Annotated in this window: 21 protein-coding genes; 14 read left to right on the top strand and 7 right to left on the bottom strand. The window is 39.0% G+C overall.

Annotation, left to right across the window (positions count from 1 at the left end):
- Positions 1-61: 61 nt before the first annotated feature.
- On the bottom strand, positions 62-1,621 hold the full coding sequence (locus A6M13_RS03910) for a two-component system sensor histidine kinase NtrB (protein WP_066543045.1): 1,560 nt from the start codon (positions 1,619-1,621) through the stop codon (positions 62-64).
- 98 nt (positions 1,622-1,719) lie between these two features.
- On the opposite strand from A6M13_RS03910, the gene A6M13_RS03915 reads away from it, so the two are divergent.
- A complete protein-coding gene (locus tag A6M13_RS03915) occupies positions 1,720-2,769 on the top strand; it encodes a M42 family metallopeptidase (protein WP_066543047.1) in 1,050 nt (349 codons plus the stop codon).
- A 15-nt stretch (positions 2,770-2,784) separates the two neighbouring features.
- Entirely contained in the window at positions 2,785-4,257 is a 1,473-nt protein-coding gene (locus A6M13_RS03920; RefSeq protein WP_066543049.1) for a UDP-N-acetylmuramoyl-L-alanyl-D-glutamate--2,6-diaminopimelate ligase, read from the top strand.
- Positions 4,258-4,343: 86 nt separating this feature from the next.
- On the opposite strand, the gene A6M13_RS16640 is transcribed toward A6M13_RS03920, so the two are convergent.
- The 4 genes from A6M13_RS16640 to A6M13_RS16095 form a co-directional block, all read right to left on the bottom strand.
- Positions 4,344-5,120: an NtaA/DmoA family FMN-dependent monooxygenase gene (locus A6M13_RS16640; protein WP_342669462.1), complete on the bottom strand. Its 777-nt coding sequence runs from the start codon at positions 5,118-5,120 to the stop codon at positions 4,344-4,346.
- A complete protein-coding gene (locus A6M13_RS16645; RefSeq protein ID WP_342669463.1) occupies positions 5,083-5,661 on the bottom strand; it encodes an LLM class flavin-dependent oxidoreductase in 579 nt (192 codons plus the stop codon). Before A6M13_RS16645 ends, A6M13_RS16640 begins: the two co-directional genes overlap by 38 nt.
- Before the next feature lie 15 nt (positions 5,662-5,676).
- Positions 5,677-5,841, bottom strand: coding sequence for a hypothetical protein (locus A6M13_RS16225; protein WP_169817413.1), 165 nt, complete (start codon positions 5,839-5,841; stop codon positions 5,677-5,679).
- Between the two features lie 332 nt (positions 5,842-6,173).
- The gene (locus tag A6M13_RS16095) at positions 6,174-6,683 is read right to left on the bottom strand and encodes an ABC transporter substrate-binding protein (RefSeq protein ID WP_141680895.1); all 510 of its coding nucleotides are present in this window, start codon (positions 6,681-6,683) and stop codon (positions 6,174-6,176) included.
- Between the two features lie 385 nt (positions 6,684-7,068).
- Between A6M13_RS16095 and A6M13_RS03935 the strand changes: the two genes are divergently transcribed.
- The 4 genes from A6M13_RS03935 to A6M13_RS03950 all read left to right on the top strand — a co-directional run bounded on the left by A6M13_RS03935 (position 7,069) and on the right by A6M13_RS03950 (position 14,612).
- The gene (locus A6M13_RS03935) at positions 7,069-8,640 is read left to right on the top strand and encodes a peptide chain release factor 3 (RefSeq protein ID WP_066543051.1); all 1,572 of its coding nucleotides are present in this window, start codon (positions 7,069-7,071) and stop codon (positions 8,638-8,640) included.
- Positions 8,641-8,786: 146 nt separating this feature from the next.
- Positions 8,787-11,831 carry an efflux RND transporter permease subunit gene (locus tag A6M13_RS03940; RefSeq protein ID WP_066543052.1) on the top strand — a complete coding sequence of 1,015 codons (3,045 nt, stop codon included), beginning with the start codon at positions 8,787-8,789 and terminating at the stop codon, positions 11,829-11,831.
- Positions 11,832-12,138: 307 nt separating this feature from the next.
- A complete protein-coding gene (locus A6M13_RS03945; protein ID WP_066543053.1) occupies positions 12,139-12,912 on the top strand; it encodes a TerC family protein in 774 nt (257 codons plus the stop codon).
- A gap of 392 nt (positions 12,913-13,304) precedes the next feature.
- Positions 13,305-14,612, top strand: coding sequence for a TrkH family potassium uptake protein (locus tag A6M13_RS03950; protein WP_066543676.1), 1,308 nt, complete (start codon positions 13,305-13,307; stop codon positions 14,610-14,612).
- Between the two features lie 45 nt (positions 14,613-14,657).
- Here A6M13_RS03950 and A6M13_RS03955 read toward each other — a convergent pair whose 3' ends face one another.
- Positions 14,658-16,400, bottom strand: a complete 1,743-nt coding sequence (locus A6M13_RS03955; RefSeq protein WP_066543055.1) for a B12-binding domain-containing radical SAM protein — start codon at positions 16,398-16,400, stop codon at positions 14,658-14,660.
- 206 nt (positions 16,401-16,606) lie between these two features.
- On the opposite strand from A6M13_RS03955, the gene A6M13_RS03960 reads away from it, so the two are divergent.
- Positions 16,607-17,053, top strand: a complete 447-nt coding sequence (locus A6M13_RS03960; RefSeq protein ID WP_066543056.1) for a MarR family winged helix-turn-helix transcriptional regulator — start codon at positions 16,607-16,609, stop codon at positions 17,051-17,053.
- Positions 17,054-17,119: 66 nt separating this feature from the next.
- Here A6M13_RS03960 and A6M13_RS03965 read toward each other — a convergent pair whose 3' ends face one another.
- Positions 17,120-17,920 carry a hypothetical protein gene (locus A6M13_RS03965; protein WP_066543057.1) on the bottom strand — a complete coding sequence of 267 codons (801 nt, stop codon included), beginning with the start codon at positions 17,918-17,920 and terminating at the stop codon, positions 17,120-17,122.
- A gap of 326 nt (positions 17,921-18,246) precedes the next feature.
- Here A6M13_RS03965 and A6M13_RS03970 point away from each other — a divergent pair, with 326 nt between their 5' ends.
- The 7 genes from A6M13_RS03970 (at position 18,247) to cbpB (ending at position 25,664) form a co-directional block, all read left to right on the top strand.
- The gene (locus tag A6M13_RS03970; RefSeq protein ID WP_066543058.1) at positions 18,247-18,435 is read left to right on the top strand and encodes a hypothetical protein; all 189 of its coding nucleotides are present in this window, start codon (positions 18,247-18,249) and stop codon (positions 18,433-18,435) included.
- A gap of 25 nt (positions 18,436-18,460) precedes the next feature.
- Positions 18,461-18,640, top strand: a complete 180-nt coding sequence (locus tag A6M13_RS03975; RefSeq protein WP_066543059.1) for an aspartyl-phosphate phosphatase Spo0E family protein — start codon at positions 18,461-18,463, stop codon at positions 18,638-18,640.
- A 159-nt stretch (positions 18,641-18,799) separates the two neighbouring features.
- Positions 18,800-19,666, top strand: a complete 867-nt coding sequence (locus A6M13_RS03980; RefSeq protein WP_066543064.1) for an NAD(P)-dependent oxidoreductase — start codon at positions 18,800-18,802, stop codon at positions 19,664-19,666.
- Positions 19,667-20,071: 405 nt separating this feature from the next.
- Entirely contained in the window at positions 20,072-20,974 is a 903-nt protein-coding gene (locus A6M13_RS03985) for a chemotaxis protein (protein ID WP_066543066.1), read from the top strand.
- A 155-nt stretch (positions 20,975-21,129) separates the two neighbouring features.
- Positions 21,130-22,653, top strand: a complete 1,524-nt coding sequence (locus A6M13_RS03990; RefSeq protein ID WP_066543068.1) for a Ppx/GppA family phosphatase — start codon at positions 21,130-21,132, stop codon at positions 22,651-22,653.
- A gap of 20 nt (positions 22,654-22,673) precedes the next feature.
- On the top strand, positions 22,674-24,854 hold the full coding sequence (locus A6M13_RS03995) for an RNA degradosome polyphosphate kinase (RefSeq protein WP_066543069.1): 2,181 nt from the start codon (positions 22,674-22,676) through the stop codon (positions 24,852-24,854).
- A 354-nt stretch (positions 24,855-25,208) separates the two neighbouring features.
- Entirely contained in the window at positions 25,209-25,664 is a 456-nt protein-coding gene (cbpB, locus tag A6M13_RS04000; protein WP_066543073.1) for a cyclic-di-AMP-binding protein CbpB, read from the top strand.
- The last annotated feature ends 108 nt before the right edge of the window (positions 25,665-25,772 follow it).

Genomic DNA, 25,772 nt, shown 5'->3' on the forward strand with positions numbered 1-25,772 from the left:
TATCATTTCAATTAACGTATTTTCAGCAGAAAAAGGATTCTAAGCTAGCCTGTTTTAATGCCTACAATTTCACACGTGGGAAATCAATTGAAATGGTTGTCCCTTCATTGTGCGCACTGTCAATCGAAATCGAGCCGTTCGATGATTGAATAATTTTATTTGTTAGCATCATACCAAGACCAGTCCCATGCGTTTTTGTTGTGAAAAATGGCTCGAAAATTTGTGAGAGTACTTCTTCGTCCATACCGATACCATTGTCTTTAAGTGCGATAGTAACGGTATGGTCATCCTTTGCGTAAAGACGTAGCGAAATTTCACCACCGTAGTGAACCGCTTCAATTGAATTACGCAGTAAATTCAGTAGTACTTGTTTAATTTGATTTTCATCCGCAAAAATAATGAAATCATCAATCGGAATGGATTGTTCAAAATGAATGTCCTTCTGTTGGAATTCAAATTGTAAAAACGTCGCAATCGTTAAGCAAACATTTGTAAGTGAAAAGTTTTTCTTGTTTTCGACATGTGGCTTCGATAACACTAAAAACTCACTAATAATTAAATTAATGCGCTCTAATTCAGATTGAATAATTTGGGTGTATGTATAGTAAGGAGAGTCTTTATCTTGGTTCATCATTTGAATGAATCCAGAAATCGCTGTTAATGGATTACGAATCTCGTGGGCGACGCCTGCTGCAATTTCACCGGCGACTGCTAATTTTTCAGATTGTAATAATTGGCGCTCCGCTTCCTTCTTATACGCAATGTCTTGCGCAATAATTGAAATGGCTAGCATTTGTTGTTGGCGATTAAAAATTGGTGACATCGACAACTGTACATGAATGCGGCGCCCATCTTTTCGCATATCAATCGTTTCAAACGCAGGAATATTTTCACCGCTATGAAGCTTTTTAAAGCGTTGTTGTGCTGCTAGCATATTTTCAGGTGGCACAAATGGTGTCACTTTGCCAATGCATTCATCGCGATTCCAGCCGTATAATTTTTCAAAGGCAGGGTTCATATCAATGACGCGATTATCTAAGTCAACAACAGCAATCGCATCCTTCGCCTGTTCAAAAAACATCATTAAATAAGATTCACGCGATTGCGTTAAATGCTCGGAATAGCGTTTTTTTTGTGCTAGCCCTCGTTGCATGGTATGAATAAAGTATGTTTGTGTACCAATAATGATCAGTAAAAGTAATATGATTAACAGCATTGCTGGCAACGATGTAATGAGTTGTGGCTGTTGCGTGGCAAACAGTAAAAATTCGAAAATGGTTATGCCAATAATGCTACTTGTTACTTGCAGAGAGTAGTATAATGTAGCAAAAAAGCATACGACGAGTAGCCACGTTATCGAAAGTAACTCTAAGTGAAACCATGCATAAGTGAAAACGGAACTGTTCATCAGTAACAAGATGAAAATTCGCAACAGACGCCCGTTAATATTTTTAATGAAAAGTAATAAAAGTATAAATATAGCCGTTGCAACTGGAAATGGAAATAATCCTTTTTCATTGGAGAAATTAAAAATATAAATAATATTCACAATCGCAAATGAGCTAATAAATAACGTTAAGACGAATTGATTGCGACTCTTTAGAGAAATAGTTGGATTCATAACACACCTCAACGTATAGAATAATGTAATCATACATCATTTAACATTGTCGTGAAATGTTTCGTTTTGATATGATAGAGAAATAAGGAGGATTCGTTATGCAGTTTAATCAAGAATCAACATGTCAACTATTAGAAGAGCTTGTGAATATCCCAAGCCCCTCTGGATTTACAACAAAGATTATGAATGTCATGGCACAGAAGTTTGAACAAGTAGGTGTACCGTATACACGCACAAATAAAGGTGCACTTATCGTGACGATTGCGGGACACAATGACGATGAGCATCGTTTATTAACGGCTCATACAGATACGCTAGGGGCAATGGTAAAGGAAATTAAGCCAAGTGGTCGTTTAAAGCTATCAATGGTAGGAGGATTTCGTTGGAATGCAGTAGAAGGAGAATACTGCACAATTCATACGATGGATGGTAACACTGTACGTGGCACAATTTTAATGCATGAAACAACTGTACATGTGTACCCAAATGTTGGCGATTTAAAGCGTGACGAACACCATATTGAAGTACGTTTAGATGCAAAAACGACATCAGCAGATGAAACGCGCGCACTTGGCATTGAAGTAGGTGACTTCGTATCATTTGATGCTCGTTTTGAAATGACAGACACAGGCTTTATTAAATCACGTCATTTAGATGATAAAGCAAGTACAGCGTTATTGATTGAACTCGTTACATATTTACACAAAGAGCGTATTACGTTACCATATACAACACATTTCTATATTTCTAATAATGAAGAAATCGGCTTTGGTGGGAATGCGAGTATTCCAGCACAAGTAGTAGAATATATTGCGGTGGATATGGGCGCAATTGGCGATGGACAAACGTCAGATGAGTTTACGGTGTCGATTTGTGCGAAAGATTCAAGTGGGCCGTATCATTATGAATTAACACGTCATCTAGTTGCACTTGCGAAAGAGCAAAATATCGCGCATAAATTTGATATTTATCCATATTACGGTTCGGATGCATCGGCAGCTATTCGAGCAGGTTACGATATTAAACATGCATTATTTGGACCTGGGATTGAAGCATCTCATGCGTATGAACGTACACATATCGACGCGCTAGAAAATACAGCAAAGCTATTATATGCTTATGTAACATCACCTATGGTAGGGCAATAAGGAGGAGCAAGGTTTATGTATGCAGAGGAGCTTTTAAGTGCATTGCCATTGAAACAAGTGATTGGTCCAATGCCAACACAAATTAAAGATATCGCGATTGACTCTCGCAGCGTTCAGCCGAAAAGTTTATTCGTCTGTATTAAGGGCGAAACAGTGGATGGGCATGATTTCGCGCAAAAAGCAGTCGATAACGGTGCAATCGTTATCGTAACAGAACGTGTATTACCGTTAGCAGAAGACATTACACAAGTAATTGTAGCAGATACAAATCGCGCAGTCGGTTTACTCGCTGCGAAGTTTTTTGATTACCCCTCAAACGAAGTAACAATGGTTGGTGTAACCGGTACAAACGGCAAAACGAGTGTAACGGGCATCATTCATAACTTATTACAGTCTATGGGTGAAAAATCAGCATTATCAGGTACAATCGGCTTTAATTTAAACGGCATTTTATACGAAACAGCAAATACAACAAGTGATGCATTAAGCACACAACAAATGATTTTCCGTGCGAAAATGGAAGGCTGTCGCGCAATGATTATGGAAGTGTCTTCTCATGGATTAGCGCTAGGTCGTTTAGCAGGCGTAGACTTTGATATTGCCATTTTTACAAATTTAACGCATGACCATTTAGATTTCCATGGCACGATGGAAGAGTACGGCAATGCCAAAGGTTTATTATTTTCACAATTAGGACAAGACTTAGCGAAAAATAAAGTCGTTGTGTTAAACGCAGATGACGTCTGGTCAAAAAAATATGCGGCATTAACGCAGTTCCCAATTTACACGTACGGCATTCAAGAAGATGCAGCATTTAAAGCATCAAATATCCGCTATGCAAATGGTATGACACATTTTACGTTACATAGCCCAGAAGGTGAGTTTGACGTAAGTATGCATTTACTTGGGGAGTTCAATGTGTACAACGTGCTGGCTGCAATTGCAGCATTTTACGGACGCGGCTTCGCTGTTGAATTAGTTGTCGAACATATTGAACAGCTACCACCAGTAAAAGGGCGTATGGAAAAGGTACAATCGGATTTACCATTCGATATTTTCATTGATTACGCGCATACACCAGATGCGATTGAAAAAGCGATTGATGCAGCGATGCCATATAAACGTGATGGGAAGAAAATTATCTTCTTAGTTGGAACAGGTGGTGGACGTGATAAATCGAAACGTCCAGCAATGGCTGAAAAAGCGTCACGCGCAGAATATGTAGTATTAACGACTGATGACCCACGCTATGAAGAATTTGATAGCATTACAGGCGACTTGGCAAAAGGGATGACACATGACCAATTTGCATGTATCGGTGACCGTGCAGAAGCGGTGCGCCATGCCGTATCTGTTGCAGATGAAGGCGATATTATTATTTTCGCGGGTAAAGGGCATGAAGATTATCAAATTGTCGAAAATACAAAATATCAACATAGCGATACGGAAATTGCAGTCGAAGCAGGACGCAAAAAGTTTAATCTGTAGTAAGTATATGTAGCTGTTACGTTAACATAAGAACGTACCATCTGACTTGACACATGTCGGATGGTACGTTTTTTTGTATGGGTAAACTATAAAAAAACAGGGACGGGCTTTTGTAAACCGAAATGCTCGCGTAGTGTAGAGCCGCTATATGCTGTTCTAAAAAGTCCACGGCGCTGTAATTCAGGGAGCACAAGTTCGATAAAATCATCAAACCCTTGTGGATATGTCGGGGCTAAAATATTAAAGCCATCTGCTGCTTCATGTTCAAACCAATGTTGTAACACATCGGCGATATATTCAGGTGTCCCGACAATTTCATAATGACCACGCCCGCCAGAAATACGTTGGTATAGCTGACGAATCGTTAAATTTTCGTCGCGCGCTAATTTTGTAATAATGTCTACACGGCTGCGATGTCCAGTCGCTGCACCGTCAAACACAGCTTGTGGCAAGTAGCCATCAACATTATAGCTAGATAAATCAAAGCCGATAAGCGCAGAAAGTCGTGCGATACCTGCTTCAACAGGAATATAATCGAGCAATTGTTGATGCTTTGCTTGCGCTTCTTCAAATGTGCGACCAACAACAGGGAAGATGCCCGGCAAAATTTTGAGTTCATCTGTACGTCGTCCGTATTTCGCTAAGCGTGATTTAACATCTTGGTAAAATGCTTGTGCATCTTCAAAGCTTTGCCATGCTGTGAAAATCGCTTCCGCTGTACGTGCGGCTAGTTCACGTCCCGGCTCTGAGGAACCAGCTTGCACAATAACCGGATGTCCTTGCTTCGATTGCGGGATTGTTAGCGGACCCGTAATATTGAAATGTTTACCGGCATGACCGACGACATGTACCTTTTTTTTCATTGACTAATTGGTTCGTCTCACGATTATACGCAATCGCATCTTCTTCAATGCTTGTCCATAATTTTTTTGTGACATCGACATATTCTTCTGCTCGTGCATAACGCGCTTCAGGTGTTAGTTGTTCATACGGTACATCGAAGTTTTGGCCCGCTGCTTCATTACTTGTGACAACGTTCCAGCCTGCGCGACCGTTACTAATAATATCGAGCGAAGCAAATTGACGCGCAACATTAAATAGCTCTGTAAATATGGTAGAAACGGTACCAACAAGTCCAATTTTTTCAGTGACGCTAGCAAGTGCAGATAATAATGTAAATGGCTCTAAAAATGGTGCAAATGATGCGTGATGTGGATCTGGAGATGTCACACCGTCCGCTAAAAAAATCGCATCAAATTTTGCAGCTTCAGCTTTTTTTGCCTGCTCTTTAATAAATTCGATATTTAATAATTGTTCCTTTGTCGTAGATGGATCACGCCAAGCTGCTACGTGATGTCCTGGGAACATAAAGAATGCACCTAAACTCATTTGTCTGTTTGTCATAAAAAATCGCCCCTTTTATTGAATATAGTCATTGAATTCATTTGTATATAAATCGTCTAGTTCAATAACACCTTCTTCAAGCTCGCCTTTTTCAATTAACCAATCAATCCAAATGGTAAAGTCACCCTCTATAATTTCCCCACCTGTTGTCGGTACACCAAAACTTTTAAAGTATGGCAAATTGTCGATTGTTTCATTTTCATCACGTTTTTGGATAATAGACTCGAATGTTGCAACAACTGTTTCAAGTGGTTGCTCTTTTGACCACTCTAACGCTTTCGCAACCCCTGTAACAAATGTTCGAACGGTATCAGGATTTTCTTGAATATATTGGTGAGAGAAAAAAATGAACCTGCTGAAAATTCACGATTGTACACGTCGACATCGGACGCGATTTTTTTTATGTCACCATGTGCCTTTGCTAATTCTGCAGAAAGACTAGAAAGCGCAACAGCATCTACTTGTTGTTGTGAAAGGGTTTGAATGGCAGAAGAAATCGGAATAACAACTGGTTATGCTTCCTTCACTTGCGCCTCATTTAAGCCACCTTGTCTTAAATAATCTGTAACAAAGAACTCCGAGTGCGCGCCGAGTGTATTCATGCCGATTTTTTTGCCAATTAAGTCTTGCGCAGAATCGATATCACTGCTTTCTAATACATACAGTCCTGCATCTGTTTGTTGGTCACTGCCGTAATAGCTAATGACCGATTCAATCGGTACACCTTTTGCGATGGATTTGACAATGGCTCCGTTGAATGCCCCACCAAAATCAACTTCGCCAATGCTGACTAATTGAATACTTTCTGGACCACCTGTGTATTGTCCAACATTTTCTAACGTAATATTTTCAAAATAACCAAGCTCTTGTGCGAGTTCAGCTAAGCTGACTGAACCAGGCGTAGATTGATATTGAAGAACAGTATCTTGCTCCGTTGCTTGTGCTTCAGATTTTTCATCGCCACACGCGCCTAATAAAAGAGCTGTTGCCAATAGTGCTGATAGTGGAAGTAAACGTTTCATGTATATCGCTCCTAATCATAAGTTTATTTAGCTTATTACTTGGTTTTATTGTGCACATGTCGCATTCGCACATTGTCATCACCATCCCCGACTGAATTTATTAATCGTAAACGCACAAAGACCGTCGAAAATATTTCGACGGCCTCTAGTTGTCTAGTTAGCGTTAAATCCGATTAATTTGATTGGTTTAACTGTAAATTACGCGAAAATAAAAGTCAACAAAATTTTAAAAATTTTTTAGGCGTTTGTTGGAAAAAAGGGGAGAGTGTACGGGGAAACAAGAAAAAAAACGATATTTTTGTGCACAATAAGCAAAAATGGTTGTGTGTGATATTAGTTTTCTTTTATGATAAGAAAGTATGTAAAAAAGGAGACGAAACAAAATATGACTTTAGAACAAGATATTTTATCTCGTCGTACATTTGCCATCATTTCCCACCCGGATGCTGGTAAAACGACGATTACAGAAAAATTGCTATTATTCGGTGGCGCAATTCGTGATGCAGGGACAGTAAAAGGGAAAAAGACAGGGAAATTTGCAACGTCTGACTGGATGGATATTGAGAAACAACGTGGAATCTCGGTAACGTCTTCAGTCATGCAATTTGATTATTCAGGTTGTCGCGTGAACATTCTTGATACACCTGGTCACCAAGACTTCTCGGAGGATACGTACCGTACATTAATGGCGGTAGACTCAGCGGTCATGGTAGTAGACGCAGCAAAAGGTATTGAGGCACAAACATTAAAATTATTCAAAGTATGTAAAATGCGTGGGATTCCGATTTTCACGTTTATTAATAAATTAGACCGTCAAGGGAAAGAGCCACTTGAGCTAATTGAAGAGCTTGAAGAAAGCTTAGGTATTAACGCATATCCAATGAACTGGCCAATCGGTATGGGGAAAGAATTCCTTGGGATTTATGACCGTTATAACAAGCGTATTGAACAGTTCCGTGTAGAAGAGGACGACCGCTTCTTACCGCTTGATGAAGAAGGTCACTTAGCTGTAGACCACGCGATGAAACAAACATCATATTATTCACAAGCAATGGATGATATTGAATTATTAAATGAAGCAGGAAATGCATATTCACGCGATAAGATTGACCGCGGTGAATTAACGCCAGTATTTTTCGGTTCGGCATTAACAAACTTCGGTGTTCAAACATTCCTGGATACGTATTTACAATTTGCGCCAACACCGCAACCACGTATTACAGAGGATGAGCAGTTTATCGACCCAGTAGAGCATAATGCTTTCTCTGGCTTTATTTTCAAAATTCAAGCGAACATGAACCCGGCGCACCGTGACCGTATTGCGTTTGTGCGTATCGTATCAGGGCAATTTGACCGCGGTATGAACTTAACGCTTGCTCGTACGAATAAATCATTTAAAGTATCGCAATCGACGCAATTTTTAGCGGATGACCGTGAGACTGTGAATACCGCTGTAGCTGGTGATATTATCGGTTTATACGATTCGGGCACATATCAAATTGGTGATACGTTAACAGGTGGTAAGAAGACGTTTAATTTTGAGAAATTACCACAATTCACACCTGAAATTTTCATGAAAGTATCTGCGAAAAACGTAATGAAAGGCAAGCAGTTCCAAAAAGGTGTACTACAATTAGTACAAGAGGGCGCTATCCAATATTTCAAAACATTACACACAGAAGAAATTATTTTAGGTGCAGTTGGTCAACTGCAATTCGAAGTATTCCAACACCGTATGCAAGGCGAGTACAATGTAGACGTAATTATGCAGCCAGTTGGTCAAAAAATTGCACGTTGGGTCGAAAATGAAGAAGACGTAAAAGATTCAATGCACTCAGCGCGTTCAATGCTTGTAAAAGACCGTTTTGATAATAAAGTATTTTTATTTGAAAATGAGTTCGCAATGCGTTGGTTCAATGATAAAAACGAGCACATTAAATTATATAGCTTACTGTAAGCTAGTCATGCGAAAAGCAGCTTTCGACAAATTATTGTCGGAGGCTGTTTTTTCATTGCTGATGATACTGACACGTGTATATTAGTACGCACTCTATTATAAAATAGCGTATCATAAAAAGTACTTGAGATAAGGGAGCAGTGTGTATGAATATTAGCCGTTTTTCAATTAAACGTCCGGTATTTACAATTGTGACGATGCTATTTGTCATTATTTTAGGTGTCGTGTCATTACTGAAAATACCGATTACATTAATACCAGAGTTAAACCCACCGATTGCGGTTGTCGTAACATCGTATCCAGGTGCGAGCCCGCAAGAAGTAAATGAAAAAGTTACGAAGCCACTCGAAGCATCACTTGCGACATTGCCGGGCATTAAGCGTCTGCAATCAACATCGCAAGAAAGTGCTAATTTTATTTTATTAGAATTTGATTGGTCTACTACGATTGATGAAGTGCAGCAAGATGTGCTTCAACGCATTGGTGTTGTGCCGATGCCAGAAGGGGTCAGCCCACCGCAGTTTTTAAAGTTTGACCCGGCACAATTCCCAGTTATGCAATTATCATTACGCTCTTCGGGTGATGAAGATATTCGCTTAATTGCCGAAGAGTTAGAAAAGCAATTACTGCAAATTAACGGTGTTGCGAGTGTAACAACATCAGGGAAGCTCGTAGAAGAAATTAACATTGAATTAGATGCCGATGCGTTAAAAGAAAAGGGCTATACACAGCAAGATATTGTACAGCTTATTCAGGCGAATAATGTGTCGTTACCGGGAGACCCTATTACAACAGATGATGCGCAAACGTTAACGACGCGTATTGTCAGTGGGTTTTCGTCGGTAGAGGAGCTTGCGGCATTGCCGTTATCAGTGAGCCCATTAACGGGGGAGTTAGTAACCTTAGCTGATATTGCAACGGTAACACGTCAGCAACAAGAACAAACATCCATTACACGTGCAAACGATGAACAGGCGGTATTGCTCTCCGTATTACAAGAGTCGGGTGCAAATACAGCTGAGGTATCAAGCGCATTTCAAGAAGCACTAGATGGTCTTTTACAAGATTCACGATATGACGGTGTCACAGCGGATATTTTATTTGACCAAGGGGATTACATCCGTTTATCGATTGCCAATATTGGTCAATCATTACTTATCGGTGGCGTATTTGCGATGCTTGTATTATTTGCCTTTTTACGTAATGTGAAAAGTCCGCTCATTATTGGGATCGCGATTCCGTACTCAGTAATCGTGACATTTGTGTTAATGTATTTTGCTGATTTTTCATTGAATGTTTTAACGCTCGGTGCACTTGCGCTTGGTATTGGGATGCTCGTCGATAACTCAATTGTAGTCATTGAAAATATCGAACGTCATTTAGCGATGGGGAAAGCACGTACTGAAGCAGCTTATCACGGTGCAAAAGAAGTGATGCTAGCGTTAATTGCTTCGACTGTGACGACAGTAGCGGTATTTATTCCGATATTATTTATAGAAGGTTTAATTGGCCAAATATTTACGGAGTTTGCGTTAACGATTTCGTTTAGCTTGTGCGCATCATTACTCGTTGCGTTAACGGTTGTACCGATGCTCGCAAGCCGCTTTTTACAGCCAAATACAACAGAGCAAAAACGTTATGAAACGAAAGTATACGTCCGTTTTTTACGTTCCGTACGTTGGGCATTAAAGAGAAGACTTGTTATTTTAATCAGTGCAGTTGTTCTTGTTGCTGTGAGCATTTTTGGCTTATTTAACGCAGAAACAGAGTTTTTACCAGCGACAGATGAAGGTTTTGTATCAATCAGTGTTGCATTACCAGAAGGAACGGCGCTTCAAAAAACAGAGGAAATTGTTAGTGAGATTGAAGCGGTATTAAAGGAACAAGCAGAGCTTGACGTTTATGTCAGTCTAATTGGCAGTACACAAGAAGACCAATCTCGCGGTTCCGCAAGCTTTAATGAAGCGGAAATATCGGTAAAACTAGTTGAACTAGCAGAACGTGACCGCAGTGTATTTGCATTTTCTGAAGATGTTCAACAACAAGTAGAAGCGGTCGTTGGCGAGCAGGCAGAGGTGGAATTTAGCGTTTCAACGTCAGCAGGGTCATCGCCAACAACGACATCATTTCGCGTATTAGATGCGAATGAACAGCGACTAGAAGAAAGTGTCGCACAGATTCAGGCTGCCTTAGAAAAACAAGAAGGTATTCTTGAGGTACGTTCAGATTTAGTGAATACAGCGGAAGAGCTACAAATTACAGTGGATCAAGAAGCGGTAAAACAATATGGTTTACTGCCAGCTCAAGTGGCACAAAGTGTTTACAATATGACACGCGGGATGTTAACAACACAAATGATCGACGAGAACAGTACAGTATTGTCTGTATATACGACATTTGGCGATGCCTTTTCACAAAACATCGACCAAATTCGTAAAATGGAATTACGTGCCCCATCTGGTGTCTTTGTTGCGCTAGAAGATATTACAACGATTGAAGTCGCGGCAGCTCCGACATCAATTCGTCGTTCAGACCAAACGCCGGCTGTTGCAATTTTTGTTGATTATGAAAGCGCACAATCGCTCGGTGGTATTTCATCGATTATTGATAATGCGCTTGAAACAGTGACACTTGATGATGAAACACAAATCGCATTTACAGGCGACCGTGAACTTTATGATAGTGCAGTCGATGATATGATTATGGCGGTTATTTTAGCAGTTGTGCTCGTGTATTTAGTGATGGCGGCACAATTTGAATCGTTTAAATATCCGTTTGTCATGCTGTTTACAATTCCACTTATGGTCATTGGCGTAACAGCATCTTTATATGTGACAAATACTTTACTGGGGGTAACGGCAGTCATTGGAATACTCGTACTCGTCGGCATTGTCGTCAATAACGGCATTGTACTCGTTGACTATATTAACCAGCGAAAAGCAGATGGTCATTCAACAGAAGAGGCTATTATGCTGGGGGTTCGTGACCGCGTACGACCAATTTGTATGACGGCACTTACAACAATTTTAGGGCTTGTTCCAATTGCACTCGGTATCGGGGAAGGCACGGAGTTAAATCAGCCGATGGGGATTGTTACAATTGGTGGGCTATTATGTTCAACGATTCTCACATTATATATAGTACCAATTATGTATAGTTATGTTGATAAAATGAATGTAAAGGACTTGTAAAAAGATAAGGATGGTTCTTTGCATCGTAAAAAAAACATGCTATAATGAAAACAACTTAAATGAATATCTTTTTGACAACGTTGTCAAAGGGGAGTAGCTATAGGGTTCGCCCTACTTCACATTCGTCATTACATGGTGATGAGCCATCGGGTGTGATAGCAAAAGTATTTCTAACTTTGCTTAGCAAGACCTTTGCCTTTTATTAGGCATGGGTCTTTTTTGTTGTCTAAAAAGCTTTATTCAAATAAGTGTGAATATCGTTTTTTAGGGTAAAACGTATTGTATAACTAAAGGAGGAACAGTATTCATGGAAGCAATATTATTGGAATACGCATGGGTTATCATCGTCCTAATTTTCTTAGAGGGATTATTAGCGGCAGATAACGCGGTTGTAATGGCGGTAATGGTAAAACATTTACCGAAAGAGCAACAAAAGAAAGCATTATTTTACGGTCTATTTGGGGCATTCGTGTTCCGTTTCGCAGCATTATTCTTAATTACAATTTTAGCTAAATATTGGCAAATTCAAGCGTTAGGTGCAGCTTACTTACTATTCATCTCCATTAAGCATCTATACGACAATCACTTCAAGAAAGAAGATGAAGAAGACGGTGTTGAAGGCGGCGGGAAAAAAGGTTCTGGCTTCTGGATGACTGTATTAAAAGTAGAGTTAGCAGATATTGCTTTTGCTATTGACTCAATGCTTGCAGCGGTAGCAATCGCCATTACATTACCACCACTACCAGGTTATGAAGATGTAATGGTTGGCGGTATTAACATTGGTCCATTCTCTGTTATGTTCTTAGGTGGTTTCGTAGGTTTAATTATTATGCGTTTTGCGGCACAAGCATTCGTAGGCTTATTAAACAAATATCCAACTTTAGAAACGACAGCGTTCTTAATTGTAGGTTGGGTAGGGGTTAAGTTAGCCGTACTAGCTTTAGGTCACGAAAACTTAGCAATTATTGACCCAGGTTTCGCACACTCGACAACATGGAAAGTAATCTTCTGGATTGTATTATTAACATTAGCAATCGGTGGATATGTTGTAAGTGTAATGAAGGGCAAAAAAGACGCATAACAACTAGATAGTGTGTTAAAGAGATTGAGACAAAACAAATATCCTTCAGCAACGACAACTGCTGAAGGATATTTTTCTGTTTCTAAAAGTTCATGCTCCTGCTATACCTCGTCGCAGAAAAAATTTGTTTGTTCTGTGGAAGTCGCCGCTTGTGTCGGGACGCACCAACACATTTTTATCATCTCAACACACTCATTTTCATCAGAAATAGCGTTCTGTCCTAGTCTCTTTCATTACGATGATATAGGTCTTGAATAACGAAAAGAAAGGTACATAAAAAGCATCTATTCAACGGTCGCAACTTTGCCTATACTAGAGAAACAGACGAGGTGTGAAAGAGAGGGATTTGTGTGTGGGAGAAGCTACGTAGCCGAGCAATTACACCGTTCCAAATGATTGTAACCTATTACATGATTGCGATTGCGATATCATTCGGGTTACTTCGTTTACCATTTGTTCATCAAGAAGGTATTGAGGTGACATGGTTTGATAGCTTATTTATGGCGATTAGTGCTGTGAGTGTGACCGGTTTAACGGTAGTAGATGTATCTACGACTTATTCCGTTTATGGCATTGTTGTCATTATTTTAATTTTACAACTCGGTGCGATTGGTATTATGTCGATTGGTACGTTAATTTGGGTCATGTTTGGGAAAAAAATTGGCATGAAAGAACGTCAACTCATTATGATCGATAGTAATCAGTTGACAGTATCGGGCGTTGTACATTTAGTTCTACAAATTTTTCGTTTATTAATTACGATTGAAATTACCGGTGCGTTTTTATTAATGATTCACTATAGCCGTTATTTTGATACGTTTGAAGAAGCAATGCTACACGGCGTATTCACGGCTGTATCAGCAACGACAAACGGTGGTTTTGATATTACTGGCATGTCGATGCACCCGTATCATCACGATTATTTTATCCAGTTTATTTGTATGATTTTAGTAATGCTCGGTGCGATTGGCTTTCCTGTACTCATTGAAGTAAAAGCATTTTTAAAGGCGGAGCATGCGAGTAATTTTCGTTTTAGTTTATTTACGAAAATTACAACGGTCACATATTTTGGGCTATTTATTGTTGGGGCAATTGGTATTTTTATTTTAGAAATTTTCCATTCGATGAAGAAAATGTCATGGCATGAAGCTATTTTCACCGCAATTTTTCATTCGGCATCGACGCGTTCTGCAGGTTTATCAACTGTACCGATGACGGATTTTAATGAAGCAACGAATGTCTTCATGAGCTTTTTAATGTTTATTGGTGCTTCGCCAAGCTCAGTTGGTGGGGGAATTCGAACGACGACATTTGCGCTTGTTGTGCTATTTTTAGTGTCGTTTGCGATGGGGCGTGACAAAATTCATATTTTTGGGCGCAGTATTGCACAAATTGATATTTATCGTGCGTTTGCAGTATTTATTGTCGCATTATTAATCGTGATGGTATCGACAATGATTTTATTAATTACAGAACCGAAAGCGACATTGACACAAATTTTGTATGAAATTACGTCCGCGTTCGGAACGTGTGGCTTATCGCTCGGCATTACCGATGATTTATCGATTATCGGAAAAATTGTTATTATGCTGCTAATGTTTATTGGACGTGTGGGCTTAATTTCATTCCTCTATTCACTTGGTGGCAATAAACGAAAACGTAAATATGATTACCCGACGGAGCGTGTGATTATTGGGTGAAAAAAAGGAGCTGTCCGAATTTCGGATAGCTCCTTGATTATTTACTTATTCAGCAGGTGTAAATGTCGTAATAAACGGTGCATCGCCTTGGCGGAAGTACACAAGCATATAGCTTGGACGCTTTTCAATGCGACCTTGCTGTAATGCTGCGTAGTCGAATTCAACTGGTACAAGTAATGTATGCTTGAATAAGTCACGTTCGCTAACGTTTAACGCAGCAAAGTCTGCACCAGCAGCAAATGCATCTACGCGAATAGCTTGTAATAATTTCTTTTGCTCCTCGCCCGACAAGTGCATTGACCACCATGGTTTACGCGGAATAAATTGCTGTGGCAATACATAATCAAGCACCATTAAGCTTTCTACCATCGCCACATCGACATGTGGTAATGTACGTAAAAATTCAAGTAGACGATTAAATAAATCTTCTAATTGATGCCCGATACGTGACCAGCCACGTGTTTCCCAATACGTACCGAATTGTTGGAAGAAATCAAATGGTGTTTCGAATACATCTGTTACTAAATATTCAATCGTATGGTCCATACGGTGAGCATTCCAATATTTCTCCAGCACGTCTTCGGCATGTTTAATACGTACAATATCATCGAATGTTAACACATTATTGGAGAAGATTTCGTACGGTGCTACATCGACATATGTGTAACCATATTTTGGTGCTTCAACACGTAAGCCTGTGCCACGTAATAGCTTTAAGAAGCCAAGTTGTAATTCTTCAGGGCGCATGGCGAATACATCGTTAAATGTATTGCGGAATGAAGCATAATCTTCTTCTGGTAAGCCCGCAATTAAATCTAAATGTTGGTCGATTTTTCCGCCTTCTTTTACCATCGTTACAGTACGCATTAGCTTCTGGAAGTTTTGACGGCGCTTCACAAGCTCATTCGTTAAATCATTCGTTGATTGGACACCAATTTCGAAGCGGAATAAGCCTTTCGGTGCGTTATCATTTAAGAACTGAATGACTTCAGGACGCATAATGTCCGCTGTAATTTCAAATTGGAACACAACGCCAGGCTGGTGCTCATCAATTAAAAATTGGAACATTTCCATCGCATAGCTACGACTAATGTTGAATGTACGGTCCACGAATTTAATGGTGCGTGCACCGTTATTCATTAAGTAGCGAATGTCTTCTTTAATTTTTTCGCGGTTAAAGTAACGAACACCTACTTCAATACTTGATAAGCAGAATTGGCAGCTAAATGGGCAACCACGGCTTGTTTCAATATATTGAATACGTTTGCCAAGCTCTTTTTTATCTTCTTCAAAGCGGAATGGACTTGGTAGTTCACGTAAGTCTACTTTTGGTGGCTGTGCATGAATGCGCATTTTTCCATCTTCTGAGTAGCAAATACCACGAACATCGGCAAGTTCACGTTTCCCGTCAATATGCTCGATTAATTCAACGATCGATACTTCACCTTCACCCATCACGATGAAGTCTACTTCTGGAATCTTTTTTAACCAGTCATGCACATCGTAAGAAACTTCCGGACCACCGACAATAATTTTCACTTCGGGTAATACCGTGCGCAACATGCGAATGACTTTAATCGTCTCTTCGATGTTCCAAATATAACAGCTGAAACCGACAATATCAGGGTTTTTTTGGAATAAATCTGATACAATATTGAAAGCAGGGTCTTTAATTGTGTACTCTGCCATTTCAGATTCGTATTGTGGCAATAATGCGCCTTTTAAATAGCGCAATGCTAAGTTTGTATGAATGTATTTGGCATTCAATGTAGATAGTACGATTTTCATGAAAAAATCTCCTTCACATATAATCACTTCAACTGAAGTTTTATTGTCATAATGTCATTTCGTATATATAAATATAACCGTCTTATTTTATACGTTAACAATCATTTATACAACTAATAACGTGTAAACAGCGCATCTATTTTGACAAAGCTTTTGAGAGTTTTATATAATGGAGAAATTATTACGGAGAAAATGAGGATGACAAAATGTTAGCAGAAGATACAAAGCAATCATTAAAGCTATATATTGTAATGTCTCGTGCGATGAAAGCAATCAATGAACAAACAACGAAGTTTTTTCAAGAAAATGGCTTAAACCCAACGGAATTTGCAGTGTTAGAATTATTATTTCATAAAGGTCGTCAACCGCTTCAGCAAATTGGTTCGAAAATTTTACTGGCAAGTGGTTCGATTACGTATGTCGTAGATAAATTAGAGAAGCGTGGCTTTTTAGCGCGTGTGCATTGTCCAAATGACCGCCGTGTGACGTATGCAGAAATTACTGAAGCCGGTGAAGCGTTTATGGCTGAATTATTCCCGCGTCATGAAGAGCAATTGCATGCTTTACTTGATACACTTTCGTCAGATGAAAAAGATACAATGATCGAATTGCTAAAAAAATTAGGCTTATCGATTAAAAATTTATCGTATTAACAGAAGTATAGTTATAACACGAAAAAAACACCGGTGATCTTTCTTCGCCGGTGTTTTTTCATTATATTATTGACCTTTAATCGTTGCAGCCATTTGAATCATCGCCTGTGTTAAATCTGTTTCAAGTGTATCATAGATTGTAAATTTCGCTAATGTAGAGGGTGTTTCAATTGCCATCACAACGACTTTTTCATTATCAATTGTCACATCAAATGCAGCGATATTTGCAATGTTGTCGTGATAAGGTAATTCTTCAATTGGTGATGCTTCACCAAGTGTACCAGCTTCTTCTAACGCACTGTTAAATAACTCGTCATATGTTATTTCACCTAGTGTATATGTTTCGATCGCCATCGTTATACGCACATCGGCATCGTAAATTAATTGGTCTTTTCCTGGCTCTTCAGCTACAAGTGTAAAGCCGTTCATCACTTCTAAGCCAAATGGTTGTTCCGCGCTTGTTAAGAAATTAGTTGGCGCAGTTTGCACATTACCGTTTTGCATATACGTAATTTCGCTTGATGGCGTTACTTCTGTAGCAGGTGAACCTTCAACTGTTTCACTGTCTGCCTCTTCGATAATCGCTTCTTCTTCTGTTTGTTCAACAACACTTTCTACTGTTTCACTATCCGCTTCTTCAATCGGGTTCGCTTGTTCAGTTGCTTCTGGCTCTACCGTTGTCGATGGTTGTGTAGGTGAAGCACTGGCTTCTGCTTCTTGCTGTTCAGTTGCTTGTTCAACGGCTTGTGTTGCTTCCGTTGTTGCTTCTTCTACGGGTGTAGGGTCTACAGCTACTTCTTTTGTTGTGTCGTTACAGGCAGCTAAAAATAAAGCTGCTGTTGCTGAGAGCATCAACATTTTTTTCATTCATAAGTCCTCCAGACATTGTTTCGCCGAAGCGAAAAGATTCTTTCTCCATTATAAGCACAACAGAATAGAATACATAGTGCTAAATTGTATTTGATTCATATGGCTTAACTTCTTTAAAGGACGTTTCTTATTTGGAAATGTTCACCGGATTTTGGAGTCATTGTATGTTAAAATAAAAACTTATGATTCTTTATTGTGAAATGCCATATTCATCGGTATAATAAGTTTTGTAAAAAAAAGTCAATACAGTAAAAGAAAAACTAATACATTGGCAACATCGTGTAAGAAAAGACGTCTAGTAAGTCAGAAGGAGTTGCAAAAAAATGACCAATTATGTACAGCTATTAAATGATTTAGCATCGCAAAAAATAACGAAAATAGATGTTAGTAAAGAAGAATTTTATGCATTTCGTGAATTGCTCGTAAAGCATCCGAAATTCAAACACTTCCGTGGTACAGCTCATCAAGGTGGAAATATTACGTATACATTTTTAGAAGTACCACGTAGTTAAATAAAGAAGAAGGGGACGAAGCGAAATGGGCAATGAGCTTTTACAGAAAATAGAGTACACTCGTGCAAAGATGATTCAAAGTGGCATGGCAAATGGTTTTAGACATGCCCATACAATTCGTTTAAGTGAGAAAGTAGATGCATTACTGAATCTTTATTATGCGCAAGTACAACCAGCAACTAAATCATCGACAACTAAAAATTAAAAAACATTCAAAATAAATGTTTAGCATAAATATTTACGGGAAAAGTACTTTTGAACACAGCAACATTCTCATTTCCCCCTTTAGAGTGACCAATGGAATTGGTTGCTCTCTTTTTTTGTATTCAGAAATATGTTACAACTTTACAAAGGAGGTTTTACGATGAAAACAATAGCGATGATTGGTACGGGTGTAATGGGTGCGAGTATTGTTAAACATTTATTGCAAGCGGACTATGCCGTTACCGTGTATACGCGTACGAAAGAAAAAGCTGACCCACTTCTAGCGCTCGGTGCCACATGGGCGACAACACCAGCAGAAGCAGCACAAGGAAAAGATGTCGTCTTAACAATGGTTGGCTATCCTTCTGATGTAGAGGAAGTGTACTTTGGGAAACAAGGTATTTTTGAAACAGCAGAGCCGGGTGCATTTTTAATTGATTTAACAACATCAGAACCGACATTAGCGAAGCGTATTTATAGTGAAGCGCTAAAAAGAAATTTACATAGCTTAGATGCCCCAGTATCGGGAGGAGATTTAGGTGCACAACAAGGCACATTATCGATTATGGTAGGCGGTGATGAGGCAGATTTTGAGGCTGCACGCCCGTTACTGTCAGTATTCGGAAAAAATATCGTCTATCAAGGGCAAGCAGGTGCTGGGCAACATACGAAAATGTGTAACCAAATTGTCATTGCGACAGGCATGATTGGTATTTGTGAGTCAATGGTGTATGCAAAACGAGCGGGGTTACATCCAGAAACGGTCTTAACGTCGATTACTGCTGGCGCTGCAGGATCATGGGGCTTGAGCAATTTAGCACCACGCATGTTACAACAAGACTATGCACCAGGATTTTATATTAAACATTTCGTGAAAGATATGGGTATTGCGTTAAAAGAATGCGCACAAATGAATTTACAATTACCAGGGCTTTTAGTGGCACATGAAATGTATGAAGAGTTAATCGCTGCTGGCTATGGCGATGACGGAACACAAGCGATTATGAAGTTGTATGATGTGAAGTAGAATGAAGTGTAAAAAGTAGAAGACTGGGACAAAAAGAAATATCCTTCAGCAGTTGTCGTTGCTGAAGGACATTTTCTGCTTTTAAAAGCTTCTGCTCTTGCAGAAGTCGCCGCTTGTGTCGGAACGCACCAGCAAATGTTTATCATCTCACCACACGTATTTTCATCAGAAGTAGGGTTCTGTCCCAGCTAAATTCTGTTTTTTAAAGTTCACTTTTTCATACAACATACCACCATTGGAAATCTATATTTTAGATTAAAAGTCCTATTATTTTTGTCGATATTAGGTGTAAATGAGGGGCGATTAACAAAGGTGTCTTACGTAATCTGTAATAGGTTTGCACCATAGTTTATGTTACAATGACTGTATAATCGAACGTGAAAAGCGGAAGGAGTGGACCTGCTCATGGATCATAAGGGCATTCTACTAGAGAGTGGTACAAACGAATTAGAAATTGTTGAATTTGAAGTAGCCAATAATAAATTTGGTATTAACGTTATTAAAGTAAAAGAAATTATTCAGCCGATGCCGGTAACGTTTATTCCACATGCACACCCACATGTGGAAGGCATTATTCAGTTACGCGGTGAGGTGTTACCGGTCGTGGATATGCTGCAGGTGTTAGGAATTCCGACAACAGAGCGTAGCCCACAACATAAATATATTGTCGCGGAGTTTAATAAACAGCGCGTCGTATTCCACGTGGATAATGTGACACAAATTCATCGTATTTCATGGAATCAAATTGAGAAGCCATCCGATATGTATCATGGTGGTGCATCTCAAGTAATCGGCGTTATTAAACAAGCCGAAGACATGATTTTATTGTTAGACTTCGAGCGAATTATGGTAGATATTAATCCAGATTCAGGTATTCGCGTTGAGGCTGTACGTAAATTAGGGGAGCGTGAGCGCTCGGAAAAACGTATTGTTGTCGCGGAAGATTCGCCATTACTACGTAAATTATTATTTGAAACATTATCAGAAGCAGGGTATGTAAATACGGAGTTTTATGAAAATGGTCGTGATGTGCTGACGTATTTAGAAAATCTTGTCGCTGAAGGAAAAGACGTTACAAAAGAAGTACAATTAGTTGTGACGGATATTGAAATGCCACAAATGGACGGTCATCATTTAACGAAACAAATTAAAGCGAATCCGCAACTGCAGCAGCTACCGGTTATTATTTTCTCAAGCTTAATTACCGATGATTTACGTCATAAAGGTGATGAAGTTGGCGCAGAAGACCAAATTAGTAAGCCAGAAATTGCGGAACTTATTTTACGAATTGACCAATTAATTTTATAATAAATAAAGAGCTGAATGGACGGGTTTTGTGCATTCGGCTTTTTTGCACATATAGACGATTTAACACAATTGTAAAGTTTATGAAATTTGTACGAAATAGGTCAATGTATGTACGGAGCATCGTATAATACATATGGACACAGTGGGGTGGAATAATGAATAAAAAGACAGCAATTATTGATATTGGCTCAAACACGGTGCGTCTTGTTATTTATAAATATGACGATGAAGGCACATTACATGAATTAGCAAATATGAAAAAGGTAGCGCGTTTACGTTCGTACATCGAAGAAGATGGCGTTATGAATGCACAAGGGGTTGAGGTATTAAAGGAGCTATTATTACAATACAAGCAAATATTAGCAGACTTTGATGTCCCACATGTATATGCGGCAGCTACAGCGGCAGTACGACAGGCGACCAATCACGAAGAAATTGTTTGGACGATGCAGGAGGAAACAGGCATTGAGTTGAAAGTTTTAACGGAAGAGCAAGAGGCTTATTTTGGTTTTATGGCAGTAGCCTATTCATTAGCCACTTCTTCTGCTATTACGATTGATATGGGTGGCGGTAGTACAGAGATTACGTTATTTGAAAACAAAGTACTACAGCATACACATAGTTTCCCATTCGGTACGGTGTCATTGAAGCAAAAATTTATTGCTGGTGACAAAATGACCGACAGCGAACGTAAAGCACTGATTGCCTATGTAAAAGAGCAGTTCGAAAGTTTACCGTGGATTGTAGACCGTCATTTGCCGATTATTGGAATTGGTGGAAGTGCTCGTAACGTTGCACAAATTCAACAACAACGTATTAAATATCCATTATCAGGTGTGCATCAGTATGAAATGACGAAGCAAGAGATGGATGATCTTGCGCAATTTTTATGGCCGCTGACATTTGAAGAGTTAAATCAGCTAGAAGGGCTATCGTCAGACCGTGCTGATATTATTTTACCTGCCTTAGATGTATTCCGTACGTTGATGGATGTCGTACATACCGGGGCATTTCAGTTTAGTAAAAAAGGGTTACGTGAAGGCATCATTATTAATCAAATTTTGCAAGAGTCTCCAGATGCGTACAATAAATATGATGTTTTTCATGAACATTCTCGTCGACTAGCTGCTAGTTTCGGACGTTCTGAAGCAGAGCAACAGCATGTGGATTATTTAGTGACGACATTATATCGCCAAACGTGTGAAGAGTTTGGTTTAGTGCGTATGGAACGTGAGCTAGAGATGATTCGCGGAGCAGCGCCATTGTATCACATTGGTGAATTTATCGAGCAAGATGCAGCAAGTCAACATACCTTCTATTTAATTGCGAACCAATCGATACCAGGTATTAAGCATCGGGAGCGTTTGCGAATGGCATTGATTGCATCATATAAAAATAGAGGGCAATTGGAACAGCTTTTAGTACGTTATCAAGATTGGCTATCGAAAGATGAAATTAAAGAAGTGCGTATGCTTGGGTCTGTTTTAAAATTTATTCATGCCTTAAATATTTCAAAACGCCAAATTATACAAGATGTCGTGCTTAAAAACTTAGAGGATGTTGTGGAAATTACGTTTACGACAACACAGCTTGCTGCAGCGGAAAGCTATGCGGCAGAACGTCAAAAAAAGCATATTGAGCGTGTCTTTAAAAAGCCTGTTACATTAGTATTTCAATGATAAAAAGGAGCGAAATTAGTATGACGACAGAACACGATGTATTTGACGAAAATACACAACAACTATCAACTTATCATTCTCCGTTAGCGGATTTACCATATGAAGAAATGTTAGAGGAAATTTCAAAGCCGATTTATTACAATAACCGTGAATTGAGCTGGCTTGCATTTAATGAGCGTGTGTTAGAGGAAGCGGAAGATGTTTCAAATCCTTTGCTAGAGCGTTTGAAGTTTTTAGCCATTTTTAGCTCAAACTTAGATGAGTTTTTTATGGTACGTGTTGCCGGTTTACAAGACCAAGTACGTATGGGCTTCCACAAACCTGAAAATAAATCTGGCTTAACGGCAAAAGAGCAACTTGCGAAAATTGCTGTGCGTACACAAGACCTTGTGAAGCGTCAGGCAGAAGTTTATGAAGGCTTAATGACAAATGAGTTAACGAAATCAAATGTCTTTATGCGCGGTATGAAAGATTTAACAGAGGAACAATTGACGTACGTCAATACGTATTTTGAAGAGACGATTTTCCCTGTACTCACACCGATTGCAGTTGATGCATATCGTCCGTTTCCGACATTACTAAGTCGTACATTAAATATTTTAGTTGTACTCGATCAAACAAATGATTATGAAAATTTAGAACGCGTAGCCATTGTACAAACACCATCTGTATTAGGTCGCTTTATTAAACTACCAAATGACGGCTCTACAAAAGAATATATTTTGTTGGAAGATGTTATTACAGCCAATATAGATAAATTATTTTTCGGTTATACGGTCAAAACGGCGCAAGCGTTCCGTTTAACACGTAATGCGGACTTAACGATTCACGAAGAAGGCGCACAAGATTTACTGGTAGAAATCGAAAAAGAATTAAAGAAACGTAAATGGGGTGCAGGTAGCCGCCTTGAAGTACGTGAAGGTGAAATTAGCGATGAAGTACTTGCTTATTTACTGGATGAATTTGAAATTAGTCGTGATGATGTTTATAAAATCGACGCACCGCTTGATTTAACGTTTTTATTTGGCTTTGTGAAAAAGATTTCAGAAGGGTTGGAGCATTTAGAGTATGAAAGCTTTATTTCACCGCCCCCTGCCGATTTAGCGTCGGATGAAGATTTATTTGAAAAGGCATTAGTACAAGATTTATTTTTCCATCATCCATATGAATCATTTGCACCGATTGTTGATTTTGTTGAAAAAGCGGCAACAGACCCTAGCGTATTAGCGATTAAACAAACATTGTATCGTGTAAGTGGCAACTCACCAATTATTCATGCACTGAAAACTGCCGCTGAAAACGGGAAGCAAGTAACGGTACTTGTTGAATTAAAAGCGCGTTTTGATGAGGAAAATAACGTACATTGGGCACGTGAGCTAGAGCAAGCAGGCTGCTTAGTGATTTACGGTATGAACAGCTTAAAAACGCATTCTAAAATTACTTTAGTAGTACGTCATCACCATGGTCAAATTGAGCGCTTCGTTCATTTAGGAACAGGAAATTATAATGATGCGACGGCAAAAATCTATACGGATATGGGCATCATTACATCGAATAAAGAGATTGGTATTGATGCGACAAACTTCTTTAACTATTTAAGTGGTTATACAGAGAAGCCCAAATTCCATCATTTAGTTGTTGCGCCGTTTGATATTCGCAACGAGTTTATTCGTTTAATTGATGAAGAAATTGAATGTCACAAACGTTATGGTAACGGGCATATTAAAGCGAAGATGAATTCCTTAACAGATAAGGAAATTATGGTGAAGCTTTACGAAGCATCGATTGCGGGTGTAAAAGTTGATTTAGTCATTCGTGGTATTTGTTGCTTACGTCCAGGTGTTCCAGGTGTGAGTGATAATATTACTGTCACAAGTATTGTTGGGCGCTTCCTTGAACATTCACGCATTTATTGTTTCCACCATAATGGTGAAGAAAAAATTTATTTATCAAGTGCGGATATGATGACGCGTAACATGATTAAGCGTGTGGAAATCTTATTCCCAATTTATCAGCAAGATATTAAAGAGCGTGTGATGTATTCGGTTGATTTACAATTAGAAGATACAGCAAAAGCACGTGTTCAAAATGCAGATGGCGTCTATAGCTATAAGCCAGCACGTGCAACGGATAAGCAATTAATCGGTAGCCAAGACATTTTACTAGCGCAAGTAGCGATTAGTGAAGATGAACGCGATTAAATGAGTAAATGCTAGCAGAAACGTTCGTTTTTGCTAGCATTTACTTTGTCATAAAAACAGTCATAAGTCGTATAGTTGTTCATAATTTTTTAGTAAATGACAAGTAGTAGAACGATACGTAATACTTTCGTCTATAATATGGCGAAATGGTGTCTAGTTTTTTTAAAAGCACTTCTATTTGTGCTATGATTAATATGTAACGACGAAATGAACTGGACGACAAAACGACAGTTTATTTAACATTAGGCACAAAATAAAGAGAGGTGCAGCTCGTATTCGTAAAGACGTATGTAAATGGGCGAATCCAGAAGCGGCCAATGGTTATGTTGTGCATCATAAAGGAGTAGGGGTAATATGATTTCACTCACGAAAAGGGAGTTCCTTGACCAACTAGTAATGGATTTTGTTATATCATCTGAAAAGGTAGCGCATGTACAAACGGGCAATAACGCCGAACATGCATTGCTTGTCTTAACAAAAACAGGATATTCATCGATACCGGTATTAGATGCGAAATATCGTTTACATGGTTTGTTAAGTACGAAGATGATTACAGAGTCAATTTTAGGTATGGAACGAATTGAATATGAACGTTTAGTTGATATTAAAGTCGATGATGTGATGTCGACGGATTTTGGGGTATTAAAAACGACAGACACGCTACAACGTGCATTAGACTTAGTCATTAACCATGCCTTTTTATGTGTGGTTGATGAAGATGGTACATTTGAGGGCATTTTGACGCGTCGTGTTATTTTAAAACAATTAAAGAAATATATTTATATGCAAGAAGCGAAAACACAATCATAAATTGATAATAAATAGCGAGGATGTATTGAAAGTAAGTGCTTTCGATACATCCTCGCTTACTTTTGCATTACAATAGAAGAAATGAAACGCATGAAAATGAGGGATATG

Source organism: Caryophanon tenue, from assembly GCF_001700315.1.
Classification (GTDB): Bacteria; Bacillota; Bacilli; order Bacillales_A; family Planococcaceae; genus Caryophanon; species Caryophanon tenue.